This is a genomic window from Meiothermus hypogaeus (assembly GCF_003574035.1).
GTDB classification, from domain to species: Bacteria; Deinococcota; Deinococci; order Deinococcales; family Thermaceae; genus Meiothermus; species Meiothermus hypogaeus.
In genome coordinates this window covers 1-20,168 of sequence record NZ_QWKY01000004.1, presented here as the reverse complement: position 1 = coordinate 20,168, position 20,168 = coordinate 1, and the positions used below count along the sequence as shown (strand labels likewise).

The 20,168-nt window shown below is 59.6% G+C and carries 19 protein-coding genes and 1 pseudogene; 11 read left to right on the top strand and 9 right to left on the bottom strand.

Going from position 1 to position 20,168, the window contains the following annotated elements:
- Positions 1 to 41 precede the first annotated feature (41 nt).
- The 5 genes from Mhypo_RS01650 to dnaA all read right to left on the bottom strand — a co-directional run bounded on the left by Mhypo_RS01650 (position 42) and on the right by dnaA (position 7,520).
- Positions 42 to 1,115 carry an alpha/beta hydrolase family protein gene (locus Mhypo_RS01650; RefSeq protein ID WP_240637074.1) on the bottom strand — a complete coding sequence of 358 codons (1,074 nt, stop codon included), beginning with the start codon at positions 1,113 to 1,115 and terminating at the stop codon, positions 42 to 44.
- Positions 1,116 to 1,252: 137 nt separating this feature from the next.
- Positions 1,253 to 2,677, bottom strand: a complete 1,425-nt coding sequence (gene pyk, locus Mhypo_RS01645; protein ID WP_119339621.1) for a pyruvate kinase — start codon at positions 2,675 to 2,677, stop codon at positions 1,253 to 1,255.
- A gap of 61 nt (positions 2,678 to 2,738) precedes the next feature.
- Positions 2,739 to 4,013: a phosphopyruvate hydratase gene (eno, locus tag Mhypo_RS01640; RefSeq protein WP_119339620.1), complete on the bottom strand. Its 1,275-nt coding sequence runs from the start codon at positions 4,011 to 4,013 to the stop codon at positions 2,739 to 2,741.
- A 161-nt stretch (positions 4,014 to 4,174) separates the two neighbouring features.
- Positions 4,175 to 5,272 carry a DNA polymerase III subunit beta gene (gene dnaN / locus Mhypo_RS01635; RefSeq protein ID WP_119339619.1) on the bottom strand — a complete coding sequence of 366 codons (1,098 nt, stop codon included), beginning with the start codon at positions 5,270 to 5,272 and terminating at the stop codon, positions 4,175 to 4,177.
- A gap of 892 nt (positions 5,273 to 6,164) precedes the next feature.
- Positions 6,165 to 7,520: a chromosomal replication initiator protein DnaA gene (gene dnaA, locus Mhypo_RS01630; RefSeq protein ID WP_119339618.1), complete on the bottom strand. Its 1,356-nt coding sequence runs from the start codon at positions 7,518 to 7,520 to the stop codon at positions 6,165 to 6,167.
- 207 nt (positions 7,521 to 7,727) lie between these two features.
- Between dnaA and mnmG the strand changes: the two genes are divergently transcribed.
- The 5 genes from mnmG (at position 7,728) to Mhypo_RS01605 (ending at position 12,245) form a co-directional block, all read left to right on the top strand.
- Positions 7,728 to 9,530, top strand: coding sequence for a tRNA uridine-5-carboxymethylaminomethyl(34) synthesis enzyme MnmG (mnmG, locus tag Mhypo_RS01625; RefSeq protein WP_119339617.1), 1,803 nt, complete (start codon positions 7,728 to 7,730; stop codon positions 9,528 to 9,530).
- 95 nt (positions 9,531 to 9,625) lie between these two features.
- Complete coding sequence (locus Mhypo_RS01620; RefSeq protein ID WP_240637073.1) at positions 9,626 to 9,970, top strand: hypothetical protein; 345 nt, start codon at positions 9,626 to 9,628, stop codon at positions 9,968 to 9,970.
- On the top strand, positions 9,963 to 10,685 hold the full coding sequence (gene rsmG / locus Mhypo_RS01615; protein WP_307724517.1) for a 16S rRNA (guanine(527)-N(7))-methyltransferase RsmG: 723 nt from the start codon (positions 9,963 to 9,965) through the stop codon (positions 10,683 to 10,685). The genes Mhypo_RS01620 and rsmG overlap by 8 nt, the downstream gene beginning before the upstream one ends.
- Positions 10,686 to 10,693: 8 nt before the next feature.
- Positions 10,694 to 11,443, top strand: a complete 750-nt coding sequence (locus tag Mhypo_RS01610) for a ParA family protein (RefSeq protein ID WP_338067070.1) — start codon at positions 10,694 to 10,696, stop codon at positions 11,441 to 11,443.
- A complete protein-coding gene (locus tag Mhypo_RS01605) occupies positions 11,427 to 12,245 on the top strand; it encodes a ParB/RepB/Spo0J family partition protein (RefSeq protein WP_119339613.1) in 819 nt (272 codons plus the stop codon). Before Mhypo_RS01610 ends, Mhypo_RS01605 begins: the two co-directional genes overlap by 17 nt.
- Positions 12,246 to 12,283: 38 nt before the next feature.
- On the opposite strand, the gene Mhypo_RS01600 is transcribed toward Mhypo_RS01605, so the two are convergent.
- The 3 genes and pseudogenes from Mhypo_RS01600 to Mhypo_RS01590 form a co-directional block, all read right to left on the bottom strand.
- Positions 12,284 to 14,323 (bottom strand): DNA internalization-related competence protein ComEC/Rec2, encoded by a 2,040-nt coding sequence (locus Mhypo_RS01600; RefSeq protein WP_119339612.1) that lies wholly within the window; start codon positions 14,321 to 14,323, stop codon positions 12,284 to 12,286.
- A complete protein-coding gene (locus Mhypo_RS01595) occupies positions 14,320 to 14,685 on the bottom strand; it encodes a ComEA family DNA-binding protein (protein ID WP_119339611.1) in 366 nt (121 codons plus the stop codon). Before Mhypo_RS01595 ends, Mhypo_RS01600 begins: the two co-directional genes overlap by 4 nt.
- A 205-nt stretch (positions 14,686 to 14,890) precedes the next feature.
- Positions 14,891 to 15,184 (bottom strand): annotated as a pseudogene (locus Mhypo_RS01590) (DUF4277 domain-containing protein); the annotation flags it as partial.
- On the opposite strand from Mhypo_RS01590, the gene Mhypo_RS01585 reads away from it, so the two are divergent.
- Entirely contained in the window at positions 15,140 to 15,697 is a 558-nt protein-coding gene (locus Mhypo_RS01585; protein ID WP_119339610.1) for a transposase, read from the top strand. The pseudogene Mhypo_RS01590 and the gene Mhypo_RS01585 sit on opposite strands and share 45 nt — an antisense overlap.
- A gap of 57 nt (positions 15,698 to 15,754) precedes the next feature.
- Here Mhypo_RS01585 and Mhypo_RS01580 read toward each other — a convergent pair whose 3' ends face one another.
- Positions 15,755 to 16,441 (bottom strand): sulfurtransferase, encoded by a 687-nt coding sequence (locus tag Mhypo_RS01580; RefSeq protein ID WP_119339609.1) that lies wholly within the window; start codon positions 16,439 to 16,441, stop codon positions 15,755 to 15,757.
- Positions 16,442 to 16,553: 112 nt separating this feature from the next.
- On the opposite strand from Mhypo_RS01580, the gene Mhypo_RS01575 reads away from it, so the two are divergent.
- From Mhypo_RS01575 to Mhypo_RS01555, 5 genes are all read left to right on the top strand, one after another.
- The gene (locus Mhypo_RS01575; RefSeq protein ID WP_119339696.1) at positions 16,554 to 17,141 is read left to right on the top strand and encodes a GNAT family N-acetyltransferase; all 588 of its coding nucleotides are present in this window, start codon (positions 16,554 to 16,556) and stop codon (positions 17,139 to 17,141) included.
- 279 nt (positions 17,142 to 17,420) lie between these two features.
- Positions 17,421 to 17,882, top strand: a complete 462-nt coding sequence (locus Mhypo_RS01570) for a hypothetical protein (protein WP_119339608.1) — start codon at positions 17,421 to 17,423, stop codon at positions 17,880 to 17,882.
- A 310-nt stretch (positions 17,883 to 18,192) separates the two neighbouring features.
- A complete protein-coding gene (locus Mhypo_RS01565) occupies positions 18,193 to 18,570 on the top strand; it encodes a RidA family protein (RefSeq protein ID WP_119339607.1) in 378 nt (125 codons plus the stop codon).
- 3 nt (positions 18,571 to 18,573) lie between these two features.
- The gene (locus tag Mhypo_RS01560; RefSeq protein WP_119339606.1) at positions 18,574 to 19,356 is read left to right on the top strand and encodes a universal stress protein; all 783 of its coding nucleotides are present in this window, start codon (positions 18,574 to 18,576) and stop codon (positions 19,354 to 19,356) included.
- A gap of 49 nt (positions 19,357 to 19,405) precedes the next feature.
- Positions 19,406 to 19,846 carry a RidA family protein gene (locus Mhypo_RS01555; protein ID WP_119339605.1) on the top strand — a complete coding sequence of 147 codons (441 nt, stop codon included), beginning with the start codon at positions 19,406 to 19,408 and terminating at the stop codon, positions 19,844 to 19,846.
- The last annotated feature ends 322 nt before the right edge of the window (positions 19,847 to 20,168 follow it).

The following is a 20,168-nucleotide window of genomic DNA, read 5'->3' as shown; positions in this document are numbered from 1 at the left end:
ACCAGCCACTGGGGACGATGCGCTTTGGGTACAAAGCACCTTCAGCGCGTTTCAAGCTTGACCCCTACCGTGGTGCGCGGTTTGAATCCGGGTAGGCTGGGGTTCAGGAAATTCCCGGCCTCGAGGTTATTTTGCAAGAAGCGCAGGAAGAATGCGGCGGCAAAATGGCGGGCCAGATCGTGGGCGCGTTCCTGATCCCACACCGGCTCCCAGCAACGCCAGTAGTCCTCTTCCCTGCTGCGCACCTCGGGTGTGCACTCCACAAAGGGGTTGTGCTGGGCAGCGGCCAGGGTCAGGAGGTACTTCTGGCTCGAGCCCGCCTTACGGAAATATTCCAGCCCGTCGCGGCGGTAGGTAGCTACGTCGTCGGCCTCGCCCACCGCCACGAACAATGGCAGCTTGAAGTTGGCCAGCGAGCGGGCCCCAATCCAGGGCTGGCCGTAGGGGGCCATGGCAAACACCGCCTGGATGCGGGGGTCGGGCTTAACCATATTCAAGCCACGTTGGGCCTCCAGTTGGGCAAAAAAAGGCAGAGCAAAACAGGGCCCCTCGTTGCTGCTGCGGCAGTACTCGCTCAGGGCGCTGCCGTCAAGCCCGGCTCCGGCCGCATTAATGACGGAATAGCCGCCATAGCTGTAGCCCAGCAATCCCACATTGCTGGCATCCGCACTGGGCATCTGCCGGGCCACCTCGCCGATGGCGAACAGGATGTCCAGTGGACGGTCGGCAATGCTGGTGATGTAGTTTTGCTGCGTGAGGGTCTGGTAGGTCGAACCGGGGTGCTCGAGGGCGGCTACCACAAACCCCCAGCTGGCCAGGTGTTCGTTCAAGTAAGCAAACTGAAACCGGGTGCCGGGCTGTCCGTGCGAGGCCAGAATCAAGGGGAATCGGCCGTTTGCAGGGGTGGCATCGCGGTTGGCGCGCCCGCTGATTCGAACCGGGGTTTGTCCTACCACGCTTTCGTAAACAAGGTTCTGCTGGGTTCCGCTGGTGGGGTACCAGACCTCGGCGGCAATGGTGCGGTTCTGGCGGCTCGAGTCGGTCATTTGCAGGGTTTTGACCCCGACCACAAAATTCCCTCGCTGAGCCAGAGGAGGTGCATCTGGACGTTTCATACTCACTCCTTGGGCCATAACCCCGGTCAAGGCCTGCAAAATCAAGATCAGCAAGGCTATTCGATAGTTGGGCATATCACCTCTGGAGCGCAGATTGCTGGGTGCAAGCCAGGCCCTATGGCTGAGCACGGTTTTCTTCAACTCACCCGCTCTACCCGGATCATATTGGTGGTGCCACGAACCCCAAAGGGCACGCCGGCGGCAATCACCACATACTCACCTACCTCGGCCAGCCCGGTCTCCTTGGCCTTGGCCACGGCAATTTCCACCATGTCGTCGGTGTCTTTGGGGTCGGGGGCCAGAAGGGGCAGCACGTCGGAAACCAGGGCCAGCTGGTTGCGCACATGGGGGTTGGGGGTCAGGGCCAGAATGGGTACCGGTGGTCGGGTGCGGGCCACCCGGCGGGCCGCCCCGCCTGTAGCTGTAAACACCACCACCGCTTTGGCCCCGGTGGACTCCACCACATCGTCCACTGCCCGGGCGATGGCGTCCTGCACGGTGCGGTTGGCCGGGGGCCGCAGGGCATTCAGGCGGTCTTTGTACTCCTGGGTGGCCTCAATGGTTCTGGCGACCCGGCTCATAAACGAGACCGCTTCCACCGGGTACTGCCCGGCGGCGGTCTCCGCCGAGAGCATGATGGCGTCGGTGCCATCGAAGATGGCGTTGGCCACGTCCGAGGCCTCGGCCCGGGTGGGGCTGGGGTTCTTAATCATGGACTCGAGCATCTGGGTAGCGGTAATGACCGCCTTGCCGGCCTGCACGGCCTTGAGGATAATCCGCTTCTGCACTGCCGGCACCTCCTCCAGGGGCATCTCCACCCCCAGGTCACCGCGGGCCACCATGATGCCGTCAGCCTCTTCCAGAATCTCGTCGAAGCGGGCCACCGCACTGGGTTTTTCGATTTTGGCCATCAGCCGCGCGCGGGAGTTGTGGCGGCTCAGGTAGTGGCGGGCCAAAAGCAGGTCATCGCGGCTGCGCACAAAGCTGATGGCCACCCAGTCTACGTCCAGCTCGGCCCCCAGGGCGATGTCGTCGATGTCTTTATCGGTCAGGGCCGGAATAGAGAGGTCGGCCCCGGGAATGTTGATGCCTTTGTTGTTGGACAACCGCCCCCCGATGACGACGGTGGTGTGGATATCGTTGAGGCGAACCTCCTCCACCCGCAGGCGGATATTCCCGTCGTCCAGGAGCAGTATCTGCCCTGGAGTTACGTCGTTGGGCAGGCCCCGGTAGGTGGTCGAAACCCGGGTCTCGTCGCCCTCGATGGGTTCAGAGGTGATGATGAACTTCTGCCCGGCCTGCAGCTCCACCGCGCCCTCGCGGAAGCGCCCGCAGCGAATCTTAGGGCCCTGCAGGTCTTGCAGGATGGCCACCGTGCGGCCCAGGGCGCTCGAGGCCTCCCGGATCATGTGCACCGATTCGCGGTGGTCGTCGGGCATTCCGTGGGAGAAGTTGAGGCGGAAGACGTCCACCCCGGCCTCGATCAGGGCGCGCACCATCTCGGGCGAGCGCGAAGCGGGCCCCAGGGTGGCCACAATTTTGGTTCGTTTTGGAAGTCCCATAGTTCTGGTCTCGGGTCTCAGGTCTCAGGCCAATGGCTGTCCCGACCTGAGACCTGCAACATCATCTCTTGAACGCTCCAAAGCCCAGGAAGCGGGCCCCAGAACCCAGCTCTTCCTCGATGCGCAGGAGCTGGTTGTACTTGGCCAGGCGATCCGAGCGGCTGGCCGAGCCGGTCTTGATCTGGCCGGCATTGACCGCCACGGCGATATCGGCGATGGTGTTGTCCTCGGTCTCGCCCGAGCGGTGCGAGAGGATGGTGGTGTAGCCGCTGCGGTGGGCCAGGCGGATGGCCTCGAGGGTTTCGCTCAAGGTACCGATCTGGTTGACCTTAACCAGGATAGAGTTCCCCACCCCCATCTTGATGCCACGCTGCAGGATGGCCGGGTTGGTCACAAACAGGTCGTCGCCAACGAGCTGGGTGCGCTGGCCCAATCGTTCGGTCAGGAGTTTCCAGGTTTCCCAGTCGTCCTCGGCCAGCCCGTCCTCGATGGAAACGATGGGGTACTGGTTCACCCAGCTTTCCCAGTAAGCCACCATCTCGGGTCCCGTAAGCGACTTGCCGTCGGCCTCGAGCACATACTTGCCATCCTGATAGAACTCCGAGCTGGCCGGGTCGAGGGCTAGGGCGATGTCCTGGCCGGGCTTATAACCAGCCTTCTCAATGGCGCTCAGAAGTACCTCGACCGCCTCTACGTTCGACTTGAGGTCGGGGGCAAACCCCCCCTCGTCCCCCACGTTGGTGTTGTAGCCTTTGGCCTTCAAGACCGATTTGAGGGCGTGGAAGGTCTCTACCCCAGCCCGCAGCGCCTCGCTGAAGGTCGGCAGCCCGCCCGGCACCAGCATGAACTCCTGGAAGTCCACGTTGTTATCGGCGTGCTTCCCCCCGTTGATCACGTTCATCAGGGGCACCGGCAGGGTCACCCCCTGCACCCCACCCAGGTAGCGGTATAGCGGCAGGCCCAGTGCGTCGGCAGCTGCGTGGGCCGTAGCCAGCGAGACCGCCAGCATGGCATTGGCCCCCAGATTGCCTTTGTTGGCGGTACCATCGAGTTCCAGCAGGGTTTTGTCCACAGCTTCCTGGTTGAGCGCATCCAGCCCTATAACTTCGTCGGCAATGCGCTCGTTGATGGCGGCCACCGCCCGCAACACCCCTTTACCGCCAAAGCGGGGGCCGCCATCCCGCAGCTCGACCGCCTCGTGGGCTCCGGTGGAAGCCCCGGAGGGCACCATGGCCCGCCCACGGGCCCCGGACTCTAGCACCACCTCGGCCTCGACGGTGGGGTTGCCGCGGGAGTCGAGTACTTCCCGTCCTTTGATTTCTAGAATTGTGGTCATGGAAAAGGCCTCCTTGCTGGAAACGCTTCTATTTCGCACAAGCCGCTTAAGAGTCTAACATCCCCACGTCAGGCTTGATCAAACTGCGTTCAGGAGAAAGCCCAACAATGCAGATCTGAAGACCTTTTGCAGCAGGCATTTCATCGGGTACACACGCTGCCCTAGACCCGCAGGGGAACCACCACAGCCAGATAACCCGCATCCTCCACTGCCTGTAGCACACTGGGGCTGGTGGGGCCGGACAGTTTGATCCGCACGGCACCCTCGATGGGGGCCAGCGCATCAATCAGGTACTGGGCGTTGTAGGCCACCATAAGCTGGGGTTCGCCCGAAGAATCGATGGCAAGCTCTTCCCTGCCCCGCCCGTAATCCCCCTCGGCATCGATGTCGAGCTTGCCATTGTTGAACAGGAGGTTAACGCGGTGGTTGTTGCGATCCGACAGCACCGCTACCCGCTTGAGGCCCTCGCGCAGGGCCTCGGCAGCCAGGGTGGCTTCCAGGACGAAGCTTTGTGGAATCACCCGTGCATAGTCCGGGAATTCGCCCTCCATCAGCTTGACCGACATGCGAACGGCCTCCCCCACCAGGGTCAGGGTGCCCTCTCCCACTGCAAAGGCCACCTCCCCCTGGGCATCCTTGAAGACCCGCACAATTTCGTCGGCGCTCCTGGCCGGGATCACCAGCTTGCGGGTTTGGAGTTGCATGGGCAGGTCGTAGCGGGCCAAGCGGAAACCGTCGGAGGCGACCGCCCGCAGGCTGGTGGGGGACATCTCCAGCTGTACCCCCCGGAAAATGGCCCGATACTCCTCGGTGCTGGCTGCGTAGCGCACCCGGGTGATGGCTTGGGCCAGGCGCGAGGCGGCAATCTTTTCAGAGCCAGGGGCTTTAAAGGCCAGTTCGGGGTAGCCATCGGGGCTGGTGGTGGAAAGCTGGGTGTTGAAGGCGCCCGAGTGAAGCTCGAGGCGCTCCCCCGGCCGCTCACCCGTGCCAAAGACCAGCTCTATCAGCTCCCCCGGGGCGCTTCGGACAATCTGTGCAAAGGTCTGGGCCGGCACCAGGACCTGGCCGGAGCCCTGGATCTCGGCGGGTAGCTTGACCTCGAGGTCTACCTCGCCGTTTGTACCGCGTAGAATCAGACCCTGCTCGGACAGTTCGATGGGTAAATAGGTCAGGATGGGGTTTGAACTGCGGCTGGGAATGATCCGCTCGAGGATGGAAAGTCCTTCGGCAAGGGTACGTTTGGGGATGCGAACTTCCACACTGGCCTCCGTGTTGGGCTATTAGCCGGGGTTGCGGCCCCCGGTGAGCCCAAATATTCTAACAGTCAACCCAGTTTCCATAAATGCGCTTAAGGCCTACCATACCCTGGTTGCCTGTAGGTGGGTTTTAGAAAATCCTGGATGTCGCTGCCGAGTGGCTAATACCGGATTCAAAAAGATAGTCATTTATACCAAAAAACCAGAGGCTATCTTTTTGAATCCTAGAGCACTCCTTTCAGTCGGGTTAGTTCGTCACTGTTCAGTGACGAACTAACCGAATCTGGTATAAGATATCCACTGTTCTGCTATCTTCACCACCCACTACCGGCGTGAATCGTAATGAGCCTGGTTCAGAGCGCCACGTAATGCACCAATGATTGTTTTTGAGCTGAAGGGGATTGAAGCTGAGTTGTGGACTTACTTTTTCCTAAAATTTGCTTTACGTGGTGTATTAAGACTTCAGGGGTCTGGGCCTTTGAAGTTTTGAGGGAGCTTTAGTTCGACTGAAATAGGCTGCAGAATTTAAATTCCTACTTCTTTTTAAAAATTTTAAGAATTAGTAATAGTAGTAATAGGGCCTGTGGATATGTGGATAAGGGCTCTTTAATCCGCAACGGTATCGAATTTGGCCTGTGGATAAAGGGTCTGAATAACTGTGTATAAGTTGTGGATAAACTGTGGACGAATTGGGTACTTATCCACAGGCCTGTTATGAACGTACTTATCCACAAGTCTATCCACAGGGTTGTCCACATTTTATCCACAGGCTTATCCACAGGTTGAATTAATTTATCCACAGTTTTAAGGCTCGCAATTATGTTATTCAACTACAAGGAAACGCGATTCGGGCCAAGTTCTTGAGATCGGAGGGTGGTTATTTGTATAAACCTGATTAGCGCAGCCGTTCCTTGATGCCTTTGAGGGCTTGCTGCAAGGCGGTGTCACTATCTATATTCTCCTGGATCTTCTGGATGGCATAAAGCACGGTGGTGTGGTCGCGTCCATCGAAGAACTGACCGATTTCTGGCAAGGAGGCGTGGGTCATCTCCCGAATCAGGTACATAGCCATCTGGCGGGGAATAACGACCTCCTTGCGGCGACCTGCCCCGCGAATCTCTTCCAGCTTGAGGTTGTAATAATCGGCCACGGCCTTGAGGATTTCCTCGGGGGTCAGGTTGGCTTCAGTAGCGGCAAACACGTCGGAAAGAGCCTTGACCGCTACTGCTTTACTCAGTTGCACACCGTTAAGGGAAGCATAGGCAATCACCCGCATCAGGGCCCCCTCGAGTTCACGGATGTTGGAGGTGATCTGTTTGGCAATGTACTCGAGGACCTCCTCGGGGATGCGCATATTGCGGTACTCGGAGTTCATCTTGAGAATGGCCACCCGGGTCTCGAGGTCGGGCGACTGGATGTCGGTGATCAAACCCCACTCAAAGCGACTGCGAAGGCGGGCTTCTAAGGTGAGGATGTCCTTGGGAGGCCGGTCGGAGGACAGGATGATCTGTTTGCGGGCCTCGTAGAGGGCATTGAAGGTGTGGAAGAACTCCTCCTGGGTACGTTCCTTGCCGGCGATGAACTGGATGTCGTCTACCAGCAGCAAATCCACCGAGCGGTAGCGGTCGCGAAACTCGGTCATGCGGTCTTCACGGATGGCGTTGATGAGCTCGTTGGTGAAGGTCTCGGTAGAGACATACTCAATTTTCTTGTCCGGGAAGCGCTGGGCTACCGAGTGACCTACTGCGTGCATCAGGTGAGTCTTGCCCAGTCCCACCCCTCCGTAGATGAATAGAGGGTTGTACGCGTTACCGGGGGATTCGGCCACGGCCACAGCAGCAGCGTGGGCCAGGTTGTTGTTCTGCCCCACCACAAAGTTTTCGAAGATGTATTTGGGGTTGAGTCGGGCACGCGATTCCTGTGGCTTGGTTTGAGTGGAAGCTGAGAAAATATCGTCTTGAACAGGCTTCCCGGGTACAACCTTGAGTTCAAAGCGCGGGGTTTGGGCCCCCAGGCGGGTCAGGGCCTCGGTGAGCAGTTCGGCGTAGTGATCCTCGATCCAGCCCTTGAAAAAACTGGTCGGAACGCCGAGCTCGAGCGAGCCGTTGACGACCCCGAGCGGCTGGATCTTTTCAAACCAGGTGTGGTACTCCACCTCGGTGATGCTTTGGCGCACGTACTCGAGCACGTTTTGCCAGACAGTGTTTTGGGTCAAGGTCAATCCTCCTGAAATCCAGACAAGTTTGTACATTTTACCGAGTTATCCACAGGTAGGAAATGCCCTGTGGATAATCCTGTACAGGCGGGTAAAAACACCCCTTCAGGGCTCAAAGTCTTCTGCTGGACAGCCAAATTCGAAATTTGCGCTCGTGGATCGGTTTTTGCGGTGCTGTAAAGACGCCGACAGTTTTTTGATGCGGGAATGTTCTGCTAGAATGCGGGGTCAGGAGTGGGCTGGATGAAGGTCTATGACGTAGTTGTAGTGGGGGGTGGACACGCCGGTATCGAAGCCGCCTGGGCCGCAGCAAGGCTTGGGGTCAAGGTAGGGCTGGTTACATCCAACCCCGAGCGCATCGGCTTGATGCCCTGTAACCCAGCGGTAGGCGGGCCCGGCAAGAGCCAGCTCGTGGCGGAAATCGAAGCCCTGGGGGGGTTGATGGGTAAAATAGCCGATGCCACTGCCATTCATACCCGTGTTCTTAACCGTTCTAAGGGCCCTGCCGTACAAAGTTTACGGGTGCAGGTAGACCGTGACGGCTACGCCCTTGAAGTCCAGCGTGTACTGCAAACTCAACCCAATATCGAGAATATCCGGGCCGAGGTGGCAGCTTTGTGGTTGGAGGGGGGTAGACTGCGCGGAGTTCAGACCGTGGACGGACGAAAAATTGCCGCCCAGGCTGTGGTGATCGCCAGCGGCACCTTTTTGCAGGGGGTGGTTTGGTATGGGCGACAGTCCAGGGCCGCAGGACGGCAGGGCGAACCACCGGCCCGCTTTCTCTCCGAAAGCCTGAGGGCAGTGGGACACCGCTTACTTCGCTTCAAAACCGGTACGCCGCCCCGCATCCAGGCCGACTCTGTGAATTACCAAAAGCTGGAGGTGGTACCTGCCGACGACCCCCCCGAGACCTTTTCGGGTACGGTGGGTATGCATGCCACTGCCCGCCCTACCTGGCAGACCCGCACCACCGAGGCCACCCACCTGCTCATCCAGGAAAACCTGCACCTCTCCCCCCTGTATGGTGGGGACATTGAAGGGGTGGGGCCGCGATACTGCCCCTCCATAGAGGACAAAGTGGTGCGTTTTTCCGATAAGGACACCCATTTGCTTTTTGTTGAGCCTGATGGCCTGCACACCACGGAGTTGTACTTACAGGGTTTTAGCTCTTCCCTACCCCCGGAATTGCAGGTGCGCATGGTGCAAACGCTGCCGGGGTTTGAAGAGGCCGTCATCCAGCGCTATGCCTATGCGGTGGAATACGATGCGGTAGACCCCCTGGAACTGACTCCAGGACTCCAATCCCGTAAGCAGCCAGGGTTGTTTACGGCGGGCCAACTCAACGGCACTTCGGGTTACGAAGAAGCTGCAGCCCAGGGGTTGCTGGCTGGGTTGAATGCAGCTCGCTATGCAATGGGCCTGGCGGAAGTCTGCTTGCCTCGTGAATCTGGCTATATCGGGGTCATGGTGGACGACCTGGTGCATCGGGGCGTGGACGAACCCTACAGGATGATGACCTCGAGGGTGGAGTTGCGCCTGCTGTGCCGCTCCGACAATGCCGATGAGCGCCTGATGCCACTGGCGGCAGCCTGGGGTTTGCGCTCGCTGAAGGATTTGGAGGCAGTGCAAGCCAAGTACGCTCGAGTCCAGGGCGAGCTGCTTCGCCTGCAAAAAGGCCGGGTGGATGGCGTTTCGGCGTTGCAGTACCTGCGCCGTCCCGAGGTCACCTATGAACAGGTGCTGCAGATAATTGGCCAGCCCGAGAAGCCTTTGAATAAAGCCGAAGCTTACCAGGTAGAGGTGCGGGCCAAGTACGCGGGCTACATGGAGCGTCAGGCCAAGCTGCGGGAAAAGCTGAAGGAGCTCGAGGCCTACCTCCTACCCGCGACCCTGGACTATGGCAAAGTCCCCAGCCTTTCTAAAGAGGCGTTGGAAAAACTAAGCCGGGTTCGACCCCGTTCGGTGGCGGAAGCCTCGAGGGTTCCAGGGGTTCGAGACTCCGACTTAACTGCGCTTCTGGTGTACCTGACGAAGGTCCCGGCTTAAGGTTTCACGGAAAACATTGGGGTGAAACAACTACAATTGTGATACTGTATTCTTGTTTCACAATGAGGTTTATTGTGAAACCCTGGAGGTGGAGTGTGTTAACAGATTTTGAAAAAGGCGTACTTTTGGGGCTACTTATAGGCGAAGGGCATTTCGGTGGAGATGGAAAGCAGCCACAAGTAACAATAAAAATGCACATAAGACATAAAAGGATATTTGAGTGGCTATTGGAACGGCTTCCTAGTTCAAAACTTTACGGCCCATATAAACACGACAACAGAACTTACTATCAATGGATGATGCGCGGCGTGGCTCTACGGAGAGATTTGATCCCGGTGTTAGATTCTCGTCCGTGGTGGCGAATCGATGAACATAGTTATGAGCGGTATATCAACATGAAAGAAAAATACCGACTAGGTATTGAGTATGCAGATGAGTAGTCAAGGAGTTAGTCTTTTCCTTGATTCTGCCCGCGAGCTGGGGCTAGAACTCGAGCCCACCCTGCCCTACTTCCAACTTCTCTACCAAAACCTGATCGAAGCAAATGCCATCACCAACCTGACTGCGATCCGGGATGAGCGGGGAATTATCCTCAAACACTTCGTGGACTCACTCAGTTGTCTAAAAAGTGGAAAACTGGAGGGTTCCCTAAGGGTAGTGGATGTGGGAACTGGGGCCGGGTTTCCGGGTCTACCGCTCAAAATTGTTCGACCTGAACTGGAGATGACTTTTCTGGATGCGACTCAAAAGAAGATAGCTTTCATCGAGGGAGTCTGTCGGAAAATGAAGCTGGCCCAGACCCACTGCATCTGGGGACGCGCTGAGGAACTGGGCCACGACCCTGCCCACCGCGAGACCTACGACCGAGCCTTGAGCCGGGCGGTGAGCGCCCTCAACACCCTGAGCGAGCTGTGTTTGCCCCTGGTTAGGGTGGGCGGTTTTATGATTGCCCAAAAAAGTGTGGGGGTGGAGGGTGAGCTCGAGCAAGCCCAAGCAGCCATCCAGAAACTGGGCGGCACCGTGCAGGAAGTGATAACTTTCCAGTTGCCCGGTCTGGGGGAGCTAAGAACCCTAATTGTTATCGAGAAAACCAGGCCCACCCCCCCCAGCTACCCCCGCAGGACAGGGGTGCCGGCCAAAAATCCGTTATCCTAGTGAGCAAGGTGAAGCGCATCGGGATCGTAAATCAAAAAGGTGGGGTAGGGAAGACCACCACAGCTGTCAATCTTTCGGCCTACCTGGCTAAAGCGGGTCAGAAAGTTTTGCTGGTGGATCTCGACCCACAAGTCAACGCGACCTCCGGTGTAGGGCAGGCTGTGCAGGAAGAGAATATCTATACCGTGCTGGTCGGCTCTGGTGAAGCCCAGAGTGCTGTGGTCAACATTGCCAAAGGCCTGGATTTATTGCCCTCGAGCCCCGATCTGGTGGGGGCTTCCGCCGAACTCATTGAAAACCCTACCCGGCTTGCTGAAGTATTGCGCCCGCTCGAGCCCGCCTACGACCTGATCCTACTGGATGCGCCCCCCAGTCTGGGGCCCATCACCCTCAATGTGCTCTCGGCCTCAGAGGGGCTGATTGTGCCGGTGCAGGCCGAATACTACGCGCTGGAGGGTATCGCGGGTTTGATGGAGACCATTGATCAGGTACGTGCCAGTCTCAACCCGGCCCTGCGGCTTCTGGGTGTACTGATTACCATGTATGACCCCCGCACCTTGCTGTCACAGCAAGTCGAAAGTAACATCCGTTTGAATTTGGGAGATAAGGTCTTCTGGACAGTGATTCCACGCAACGTTCGGCTGGCCGAAGCCCCCAGCCACGGTCAGGACATTGGGCAGTATGCCCCTACCAGCAGTGGAGCCCATGCCTACCGACGGCTGGCCGAGGAGGTGATGCGTCGTGTCCAAGAAGCCTAGCGGTCTGGGCAAGGGGTTGGAGGCCCTGTTGCCCAAAACCCCAGCCTCCCTGACCAAACTGCCCCTGGCCTTGATCAAACCCAACCCTGGGCAGCCCCGCCGCCTTTTTGATCCGGTTGCGCTGGACGAACTGGCGGCTTCCATCAAGGAAAAAGGTCTGTTGCAACCCCTGTTGGTGCGCCCCAAGGGGGATATGTACGAGCTGGTCGCAGGCGAGCGACGCTTCAAAGCCGCTCAGATGGCTGGGTTGCGCGAGGTGCCCGTGGTCATCAAAGACATTGGCGAGCGCGAGGCCCTCGAGATTGCTCTGATCGAAAACCTCCAGCGTGAGGACCTCAACCCCCTGGAAGAAGCTGAAGGGTACAAAAAACTGGTGGATATGGGGATGACCCAGGAGGAGGTGGCCAGGGCGGTGGGGAAGGCCCGGGTAACCGTGACCAACGCCCTGCGCCTGCTGCAGTTGAGCCCTGAAATCATGCAAGCCCTTGAAGAGAACAAAATAAGTGCAGGACATGCCAGGGCCCTCCTGATGCTGCCCGAAGCCCGGCGCAATTGGGGTCTTTCGGAGGTGCTTTCCAGGCAACTCAGCGTGCGAGAGACCGAAAAACTTAAAGACAAACCAGCGGCACAGGGCGCACGTTCCAGAGGTGAAGAGGCCTATGCCGACATTGCCCGCAACCTTTCGCGTCGGCTCGGCACCAAGGTTCGCTTTACCCATTACAAGCGAGGTAAGATCGAAATTAGCTACCACTCAGAGGAGGAACTGAGCGCTATCTTGCAGGCTTTGGGCTACGAAGCCTGACCCGGGATACCCCACGCAGAGCTTGTCCTGGGGGAAATTCAGGGCAATGGTATCCGGATTGCGCCCTCGAGATCGGTGCGGCGAATCTCCACACCGTGTAAGCTCAATCGCTCCAGCACGGATCGGGTGGGGTGACCGTAGGGGTTGCTGCCCACCCCGATCAGCGCTACCCTGGGCTGAAAACTTTGTAGCAACCGTTCGCCAGTGCTGGTGTCGGAGCCGTGGTGTCCTACTTTGAGGATGTCCACTTTTTCTACATCCCAAAGGGCCTCGGCCGAAACTGGAGCGTCTCCAGTGAACAGGGCTTTACGCCCTTTATACTCCAGCACAAACACCAGGCTGCGGTCGTTGTCCAGAGCTTCACGGCCTTGCGGCCCCAGAAAGCGCAGGGTGGCCCCGGCAATTTCGAGCTGCGCACCGGCTCGCGCCGATACTATCTGCACCCGCTGACGGCGGGCAGCTTGGTGCAAGGTGTCATCTAGCTTATCTCCCCGCACCCGCGGTCCAGTGACCAGTGTGCCTACCGGAAAGTTTTGCATCGCCAGCGGCAGGGCTTGTATATGATCCCCGTCCGGGTGGGTAGCGATTACCAGATCCAGATCATCCACCCCTAAGGCTCGCAGCGCGCTTTCTAGTCTGGGATAGGCCCAGTCCCGGCCCCCGTCCACCAGAATCTCCACCCTGCCCGGCAGGCGTACCAGCGTGGCATCGCCCTGCCCCACGTCGAGTTGCCAGATTTCGGCCCGCTGGAGGGTCTGCAGTACCAGGGAAACCAGGATCGTGGTCGCAGCCAGTATGCCAGCCCGCGACCAACGGATTCGACCATAAGCCGCGGCCAGCAAGGGCAAAATCCCCAGAAAATACAAAGCAAAACCAAAGGCGCTTATCTCGCCCCAACGCAGCTGCGGCCCGTTGGATAGCCAGCCCACCAGTCCCAGCGTAAGTTGGCTGAGCCACTCCACCGGCCAGGCCAGAACCCCGCCCAGCAGCAGCTTGACAAAGCCCAGCGGAACCAACAGGTTCAAAATCGGCAACACCAGCAAATTGGCGATGGGGGAGACCAGTGGCAGCTGGTGGAAGTGGTGGAGCAGTAGTGGAAGGATAAAGAGCTGGGCTGCAAAAGTCACACTTACCGAGGCCCAGAGCCAGTTTTGCCAGCCCTGAAGCTTGGGGAGGCGGGGCAGTACCAGGGCCATCCCCAGTACGGCCAGGTAGGAAAGCTGAGCCGAGAGGCTGAAGATGGCATGGGGCTCGAGTAGCAGGTGAATAAAAAGTGCGAGCGAGAGGGCAGGTAGCACCGCTACCTTGCCCTTGCCCAAAAACAAGCCCAGCAACACCAGACCCCCCATGATCACCGCCCGTACCAGCGAGGGTTGCGGCCCGACCAACAGCAAATACATCAGCAGGAGGCCTAGGGTCACCAGATAACGCCAATGTCCTAGACGGTACAAAACCAGTACCAGAAATCCAGCCAGAATGGCCACGTGGAGCCCGGAAAGGGCCAAAGCGTGGGCCAGCCCGGCGCGCTGGAACTCGCCATAGGTCTCTCCCAACTCCCGTCGCTCACCGAGGGTCAAGGCTACTACCAGCGCTGCTGCTGAGGGGGAGAGCCCGGCCACCAATTGCTGCCTGAGCCGCTGCCGGGTGTCCGAGGCTGGGGGTTCAAACCGCACCACCTGCCGGGCCTGCAAGACCGCCTGAACGCCCAGACCGCGCAGCCAGATTGCTTGGTCAAATCCGCCGGGGTTGCGCCTGGCCTGAGGGCGTAGCAAACGGCCTTCCAGTACGTAGTTTCCATCTTGCAAACGGGGGTAGTAGTGCACGTAAACCCGCCCCTGGGGGGTGTGCAGGAACCCCTCTTGCAGGGTGCCCTGAAGCCGCACCCACTGTCCTATCTGCGAAGCCCAGGGGTCTTTGGATAGGCCTAGATGAAGTACCACCAGGGTGTACGCCAGTAAGCCCAACCACCGCGCCGTCTGCGGTAGCCAAAGCCCGGCCAGCAAGCCCAAGAACGCCCAGGGGGTAAGCTGGGTCAGAGCTCCCAGCAGCGCTCCCAGGCCCAACGCATAAGGAATCATAGGGCGACCAGCGGCCGCAAACGCTCCAGTAGCTTGGGGCCAATTCCCTTGACCCGATCCAGATCCTCGAGCGAACGATAGGGGCGGCCCTCAATAATGCGCTGTGCGAGTGCGGGGCCAATGCCGGGCAGGCTTTCAATCTCGGCTTGGCTGGCGGTGTTGAGGTTGACCTTGCCAACCTCCGGGGCAATAGGGCCGGGTTGTAGGGCAGATGGGGTCACGCCTGGCTGGGCCACCAAGCCCTGGGCGGCGGTGGTTTTGACCTCGGCCCGGGCGAACCGAACGGTCAACTGGGGCCATATACTTGCGAATCCAAGCCCAAGGACAACAGCAATATAGGCTACGCTCAGCCAACGTTCCACAAAGTCCTATATTTAATCACCATTTGGGGTGAGAACGGGTTGTTTGACAAGGGATCCCAGGGCCGGTGCGTAAACCCCTGCTAACCTTAGCCAAGTGCGTGCAAAAAATTGCTTGTAGGCAAGCGACCTGGCCGGGTATTAGGCCCCCACCTAGCCTCCCCCGTTGGGGGAGGAAGTAGAGGCTTTACTTTATGCACCGGCCCTGCATCCGGCCCATGCGATCGTCGTTCAAAAGCTCGGGGGTGATACCTTCTCCCAGGAGCCACTCCGTGGGTTTACCTTCCCAATAGTGGCTGAAGAGGTAGAGGGGGGAGGTGAGGAAGCCCAGGGCGTTCAGGATGGCGGCCTTGAGGGCCATACCGGTGGAGACCTTTTCCCCGGGCCTTGGCCCCACAAACCGGTCCACGGTCTGTACCAGGTCTATCTGATCCAGGATGCTGGCCACCAGGCCTAGATGGCCCAGGTCGTACACCTGAAAGCTGTCTGCGATCCCTCCCATCCCAAAATCCTACCCGGGAGGGGGAGGGGTGCGAAAAAGGTGAAAGGCCGCAAGAGGCATTGGCTGGTGGATACCCAAGGACGGGTATTGAAGGTCAAGGTGTTGCCCGCTAACCTCAGCGATGCCCAAGGAGGCCGGGTCGTGTTACCAGCGGCTTGGGCTATATTCAAGCGCCTATCCCACCTGTTTATCGACGGCGGCTACAAACGCCAGTTTGCAGACGGGGTCAAACAGACCCTGGGCTGGACGGTACAGGTCATGCGAAGACCCGAGGCAAACTTTAGGGGTATCTGGTTACCCATGCCCCCCGACCTGATCGAGGAGCTTGGCCAGAAGACCCGCGGCCGTCGCTCTTTCGTAGTCATCCCCCGCCGATGGGTGGTGGAGCGTACTTTTGCCTGGCTCAGCTTCAACCGCAGGCTCAAGCGGGACTACGAGTTTCTGCCCGAAACCACGGAAACCTTCATCTACGTCGCAATGATCCGCCTTATGGTTAGAAGATTGGCTTCCTAGCGCCTTATCGGACAGTCTTTCAGAAACCCTTTGGGGACTGCCAGAAGAGGCCCCTCCTCAAGGCCGCTCCACCGGCAGGTCGGCCTCGGCTTCCCACTCGAGCATGCTGCCCAGGTAGTTGCGGGCCTGTACCCCCTGCTGCCGCAGCAGCCAGAACGCGCTGGCGCTGCGGGCCCCGCTGCGGCAGTGCACCCCCACCACCTGGCCCGCATAAAGCCCCAGGGCCTCGGCGTTGTCGAGCCCAAAGGTCCCCAGCGGAATGTTTTTCGCGCCGGGAATGCGGGCGATGGCAAACTCTTGCGGCTCGCGCACGTCGAGCAGAAGCTGGTCCGGATGGGCCAGTATTTCGTCGGCCGTCAGGAGAATATCGCGGTTGAGCTTGGCCCAGGGTTCGCCCGCCTGGGGCTGGGCCGGGGTTTGGCTGGTGGCCCGGGCCTCCCAACCCTGCGGCCACAACTGCACCTCCAGGCCGCCCAGGGCCAGCATGAAAGCGGTCTTGGTGAGGCGGGTGCTGAAGCCCACATCGTAGACCACCACCGGCCTCTGGGGGCCTGCCCCCAAGCGCCCGTTGAGGTCGGCCAAGGCCTGCTCGAGCTGCCGGAGCTCCTCTTCGCTGCGCAGGCGCCCGCGAAAGCCCGAAAGGTCGAGATTGATGGCCCCCTCCAGGTGCCCCTGGGCATACTCGGCGGGCGAGCGGCTATCTATGAGCAAAGCATGGGCGGGTGGGTCGGTAGAAAGAATCATGTGCACAATTGTACCGGTCTGCCCTATGCAGTTTTGCGCAACACCCCTGGCAGAACCCGGTTTGCCGCTTGTTATGCGGGTTGCGGGCCATCGGGCTGGTATCCTAAAAGCCATGAGCTTGCTTGTGGACGTACTTTCCGGTGCCGAGGTGGCCCCCTTCATTCCCGAGCTCGCCCGGCTGCGGATGGCGGTCTTCAGGGAATGGCCTTATCTGTACGAGGGGAGCCTCGAGTACGAAGAGCACTACCTGGCCAAGTTTCTGGGCCTTCCAGAAAGCACCCTGGTGGTGGTGCGGGATGGCGAACGGGTGGTGGGGGCCTCTACGGCCTTGCCCCTGGCGCAGGCCGAGGCCGAGTTTCAAGAACCCTTCGTGAAGGCGGGGCTCGAGCCAGCCGATTGGTACTACTTTGGGGAGTCGGTGCTGGAGCCGGCCTACCGCGGCCAGGGGTTGGGGGTGGCCTTTTTCCGTCACCGAGAGGCCCGGGCCCTGCAACTCGGCTACCGCCAGGTCACCTTTTGTGCCGTCGAACGCCCGGCCAACCACCCCCTCAAGCCTTCCAACTACGTACCCCTGGACGCGTTTTGGCAGCGGCGCGGGTTTTCCAAGCGCCCAGACCTGGTTTGTCAGTTTGCCTGGCAAGACCTGGGCCAGCCGCGGGAGACCCCCAAGCCCCTGGTTTTTTGGGTCAAGGCGCTCTAATACAAAGCGCATAAACTGACAATCGTTTCACAATTTTACTCGCATACAGAACTCCGTTAGAATCAGCAAAATCCACCGTCTTGCTACGAGAAACACCCCAATGCCCACAAGGTTATCCACAGACAATAGGGGGTTATCCACAGAGTTATCCACAGGCTAGACCCTGGGCCTGTTGAGAAATGTATGAGTCCCACCCTAAGGGGGCTATAAGGCTTATATGAGTACAAGCTTCACTTCTTTCTGCCATCTGGCACTAATATCATGGGCCAAAGGATACCTATGCAGCCTACGGACGCTACCCCCGGTGTCAATCTGAAGGGTTTTTTGCGCTATGTGGCAGGTCTCTTGAACCGGTGCCCCTACTGGGTGGCCTCGCTAGCCCCCGACCAGAGCTATGCCCTGGCCCAGTCGCCCACCGGGGTGCGCTACCTGCTCCATGTGGAAGCCCAGACCCCCACCCACGAAGACGCCCTGCAAGCTGTACTGACTGCCCAACAAATCCACCACGCCCAGGAGGTTATCCTCGTTGCCCTCAACGGTCAGTACAGCCCGTGGTTTCGGGCGCTGGCTAAAGCCCAGGGGGTTCACCTGTGGACGCTGGAGGAAGTAGATTATCTGGTCATGGCCGCCGACCTCGAGTCCAACACCCCGCTGGCCTACCTGGGCCTGGAGGTCAGGCCGCCCAAAACCACCCTGGTACAAGAACCTGCCCCGGCCCGTCAGGCCACCCAGGGTTTCTGAACCGGAGCCGGTCTTAGCAGCCTGCGCTAAACACCTCAAAGCTGAGGGCAAGGTTCCTGGCCAATTGGGATCCCTGGTTATCGAGCGCTCGGCTAGCCTACAGGCTTTTATCGTCTTCCCCTTTCCTGCTCCCCCGTGGGAGGGGGTGGTGTTGGCGGCGGTTAGCCTGGTGCCCGTTTTGCCCAAAAGGACACTTCTGATGGCAACCCGGTGTCGCCGGGTGAGGGGGCTCTAACCCATGCTTCCAGGCAAATGATAAGAACCTGGGCTAGCCATTAGCCATCAACCGGGCTTGGTATAAGCTGTTGATATGAGCCAGAAACAAGTCCAGACCGACCAGGCACCCCAGGCCATCGGCCCCTACAGCCAAGCCATCGTGGCAGGCGGCATGGTGTTTTGCTCAGGTCAGATTCCCCTGACCCCCTCCGGCGAACTGGTTGCGGGCGATGTGGAGGCCCAGACCCATCAGGTGATGAAGAACCTGGGCGCGGTGCTCGAGGCCGCCGGAAGCTCCATGGCCAAAATAGTACAAACCACCTGCTACCTGGCCGACATGAACGATTTTCCAGTCTTCAACAAGGTTTATGCCGAGTATGTAAAAGAACCCTTCCCGGCCCGCGCCACCGTTCAGGTAGCCCGCCTGCCGCGCGACGTTAGAGTAGAGGTGGCCTGTATCGCCCTCCTTTAGGCCATGAAAATCCTCCACCCCACCGATTTTTCCCAGGCCTCGCAGAAGGCCCTGAAGCTGGCGCAACTGCTCCGCGACCTGACCGGGGGCTCGCTCACCATCCTGCATGCCGCCGAACCTCGCTACGCCAGCGCCGCTCATTTTTTTGACACCCAGACCGAAAAAATCTTTGACGAGGCCGAGCAAGCCTGGTCGGTCTTGATGGCCCGGCAGCTGGAGGGCCTGGATGCCCGGGCGCAGACCGTGCTCGAGCCGCGCAAGCCCATCCCGGTGATCCTGCGCCATGCCGCCGAGCACGACCTGGTGGTGATGGGCACCCACGGCGAGGACAGCCTGGCCGACCGGCTGCTGGGCACCACCACCGAGCGGGTGATTGCCCAGAGCAGCAGGCCGGTAGCAGCCGTACCTCAAGAGGCCAATGCTCAGGGCCTGGCCCACCTGCTGGTAGGCTTTGGCCCCACCCCCGGGGCCGAGCGGGTGCTCAGGCTGGCCCATCACATTGCCGAGGCCAGCGGCGGCAAAATCACCGTATTGCATGTGGGGGACGCGGACGAACTCGAGCGGATTAACCAGGCCATCGGCACCTTGCCCCTGGCCCTGGAAGGCCGCCTCGAGGCCAAGGTGCTCTCCACCGCTCAGCCGCCAGCGGCAGCCTTGCTGGGCTTTGCCTACGAGCAACAGGCCGACGCCTTATTTGTGGGGCGCAGCCGGGCCGGGGGCTTCTTTGGTTCGGTCACCCGCTGGATTCTGAACCACGCCCAGGTTCCGGTCTTTGTGCAGCCCTAAGCGTGTGCAGACAAGGGCCTGGTAGCCCCCACTGCTTGAAGGAGCCCCGATGAAAATTGAACAGCGCCTGGAACAGCTTGGCATTGTGCTGCCCGAGGTCAAACCCCCCATGTTTAGCTTTGTGCCCTGGGTAAAAAGCGGCCAGCTGGTCTTCATTTCGGGCCAGGTCTCGAGCCTCAAGGGCAAGCTGGGCCGCGAGGTCAGTACCGAGCAGGGCTACCACGCCGCCCGCGAGGTCGCTATTCGATTGATTGCGGTGTTGAAGGATGCGGTAGGCGACCTGGACAGGGTCAGCCGGGTGGTCAAGCTTCTGGGCATGGTCAACTCCATGCCCGACTTCGAGGAGCAGCCCAGGGTTATCAACGGCGCTTCGGATTTGCTGCTCGAGGTGTTCGGCGAGCGGGGCAGGCACGCCCGCTCGGCGGTGGGCATGGCCCAGTTGCCTTTTAGCAGCAGCGTGGAAATCGAGGGGATTTTTGAGGTTGTGTAGGGCTATAAGCCGAAGACCCAAAGCACCTTACGTGCAATACATGCGTTGCGATTCGCTCAGGAAGCACGCCCTCATCAGTACAGAGCGAAGCGAGGCTTTTGTTGCGCCAAACTCTTCCACTACCGCCCCCGTGCTGGATTCCTTGTCGGCCAGGTCTCCTCGGAATGACCCAATGATACCGGATTCAAAAAGACAGTTCACAAAACCAAAAAACCCATAGGTTGTCTTTTTGAATCCTAGAGCACACCCCTCCCTTGAGTACCGGCGCTAGCCGGGGGCCGATGGCCCTTCACTGTCGGTCGGCGAAGAAAGCGTCTCCCTT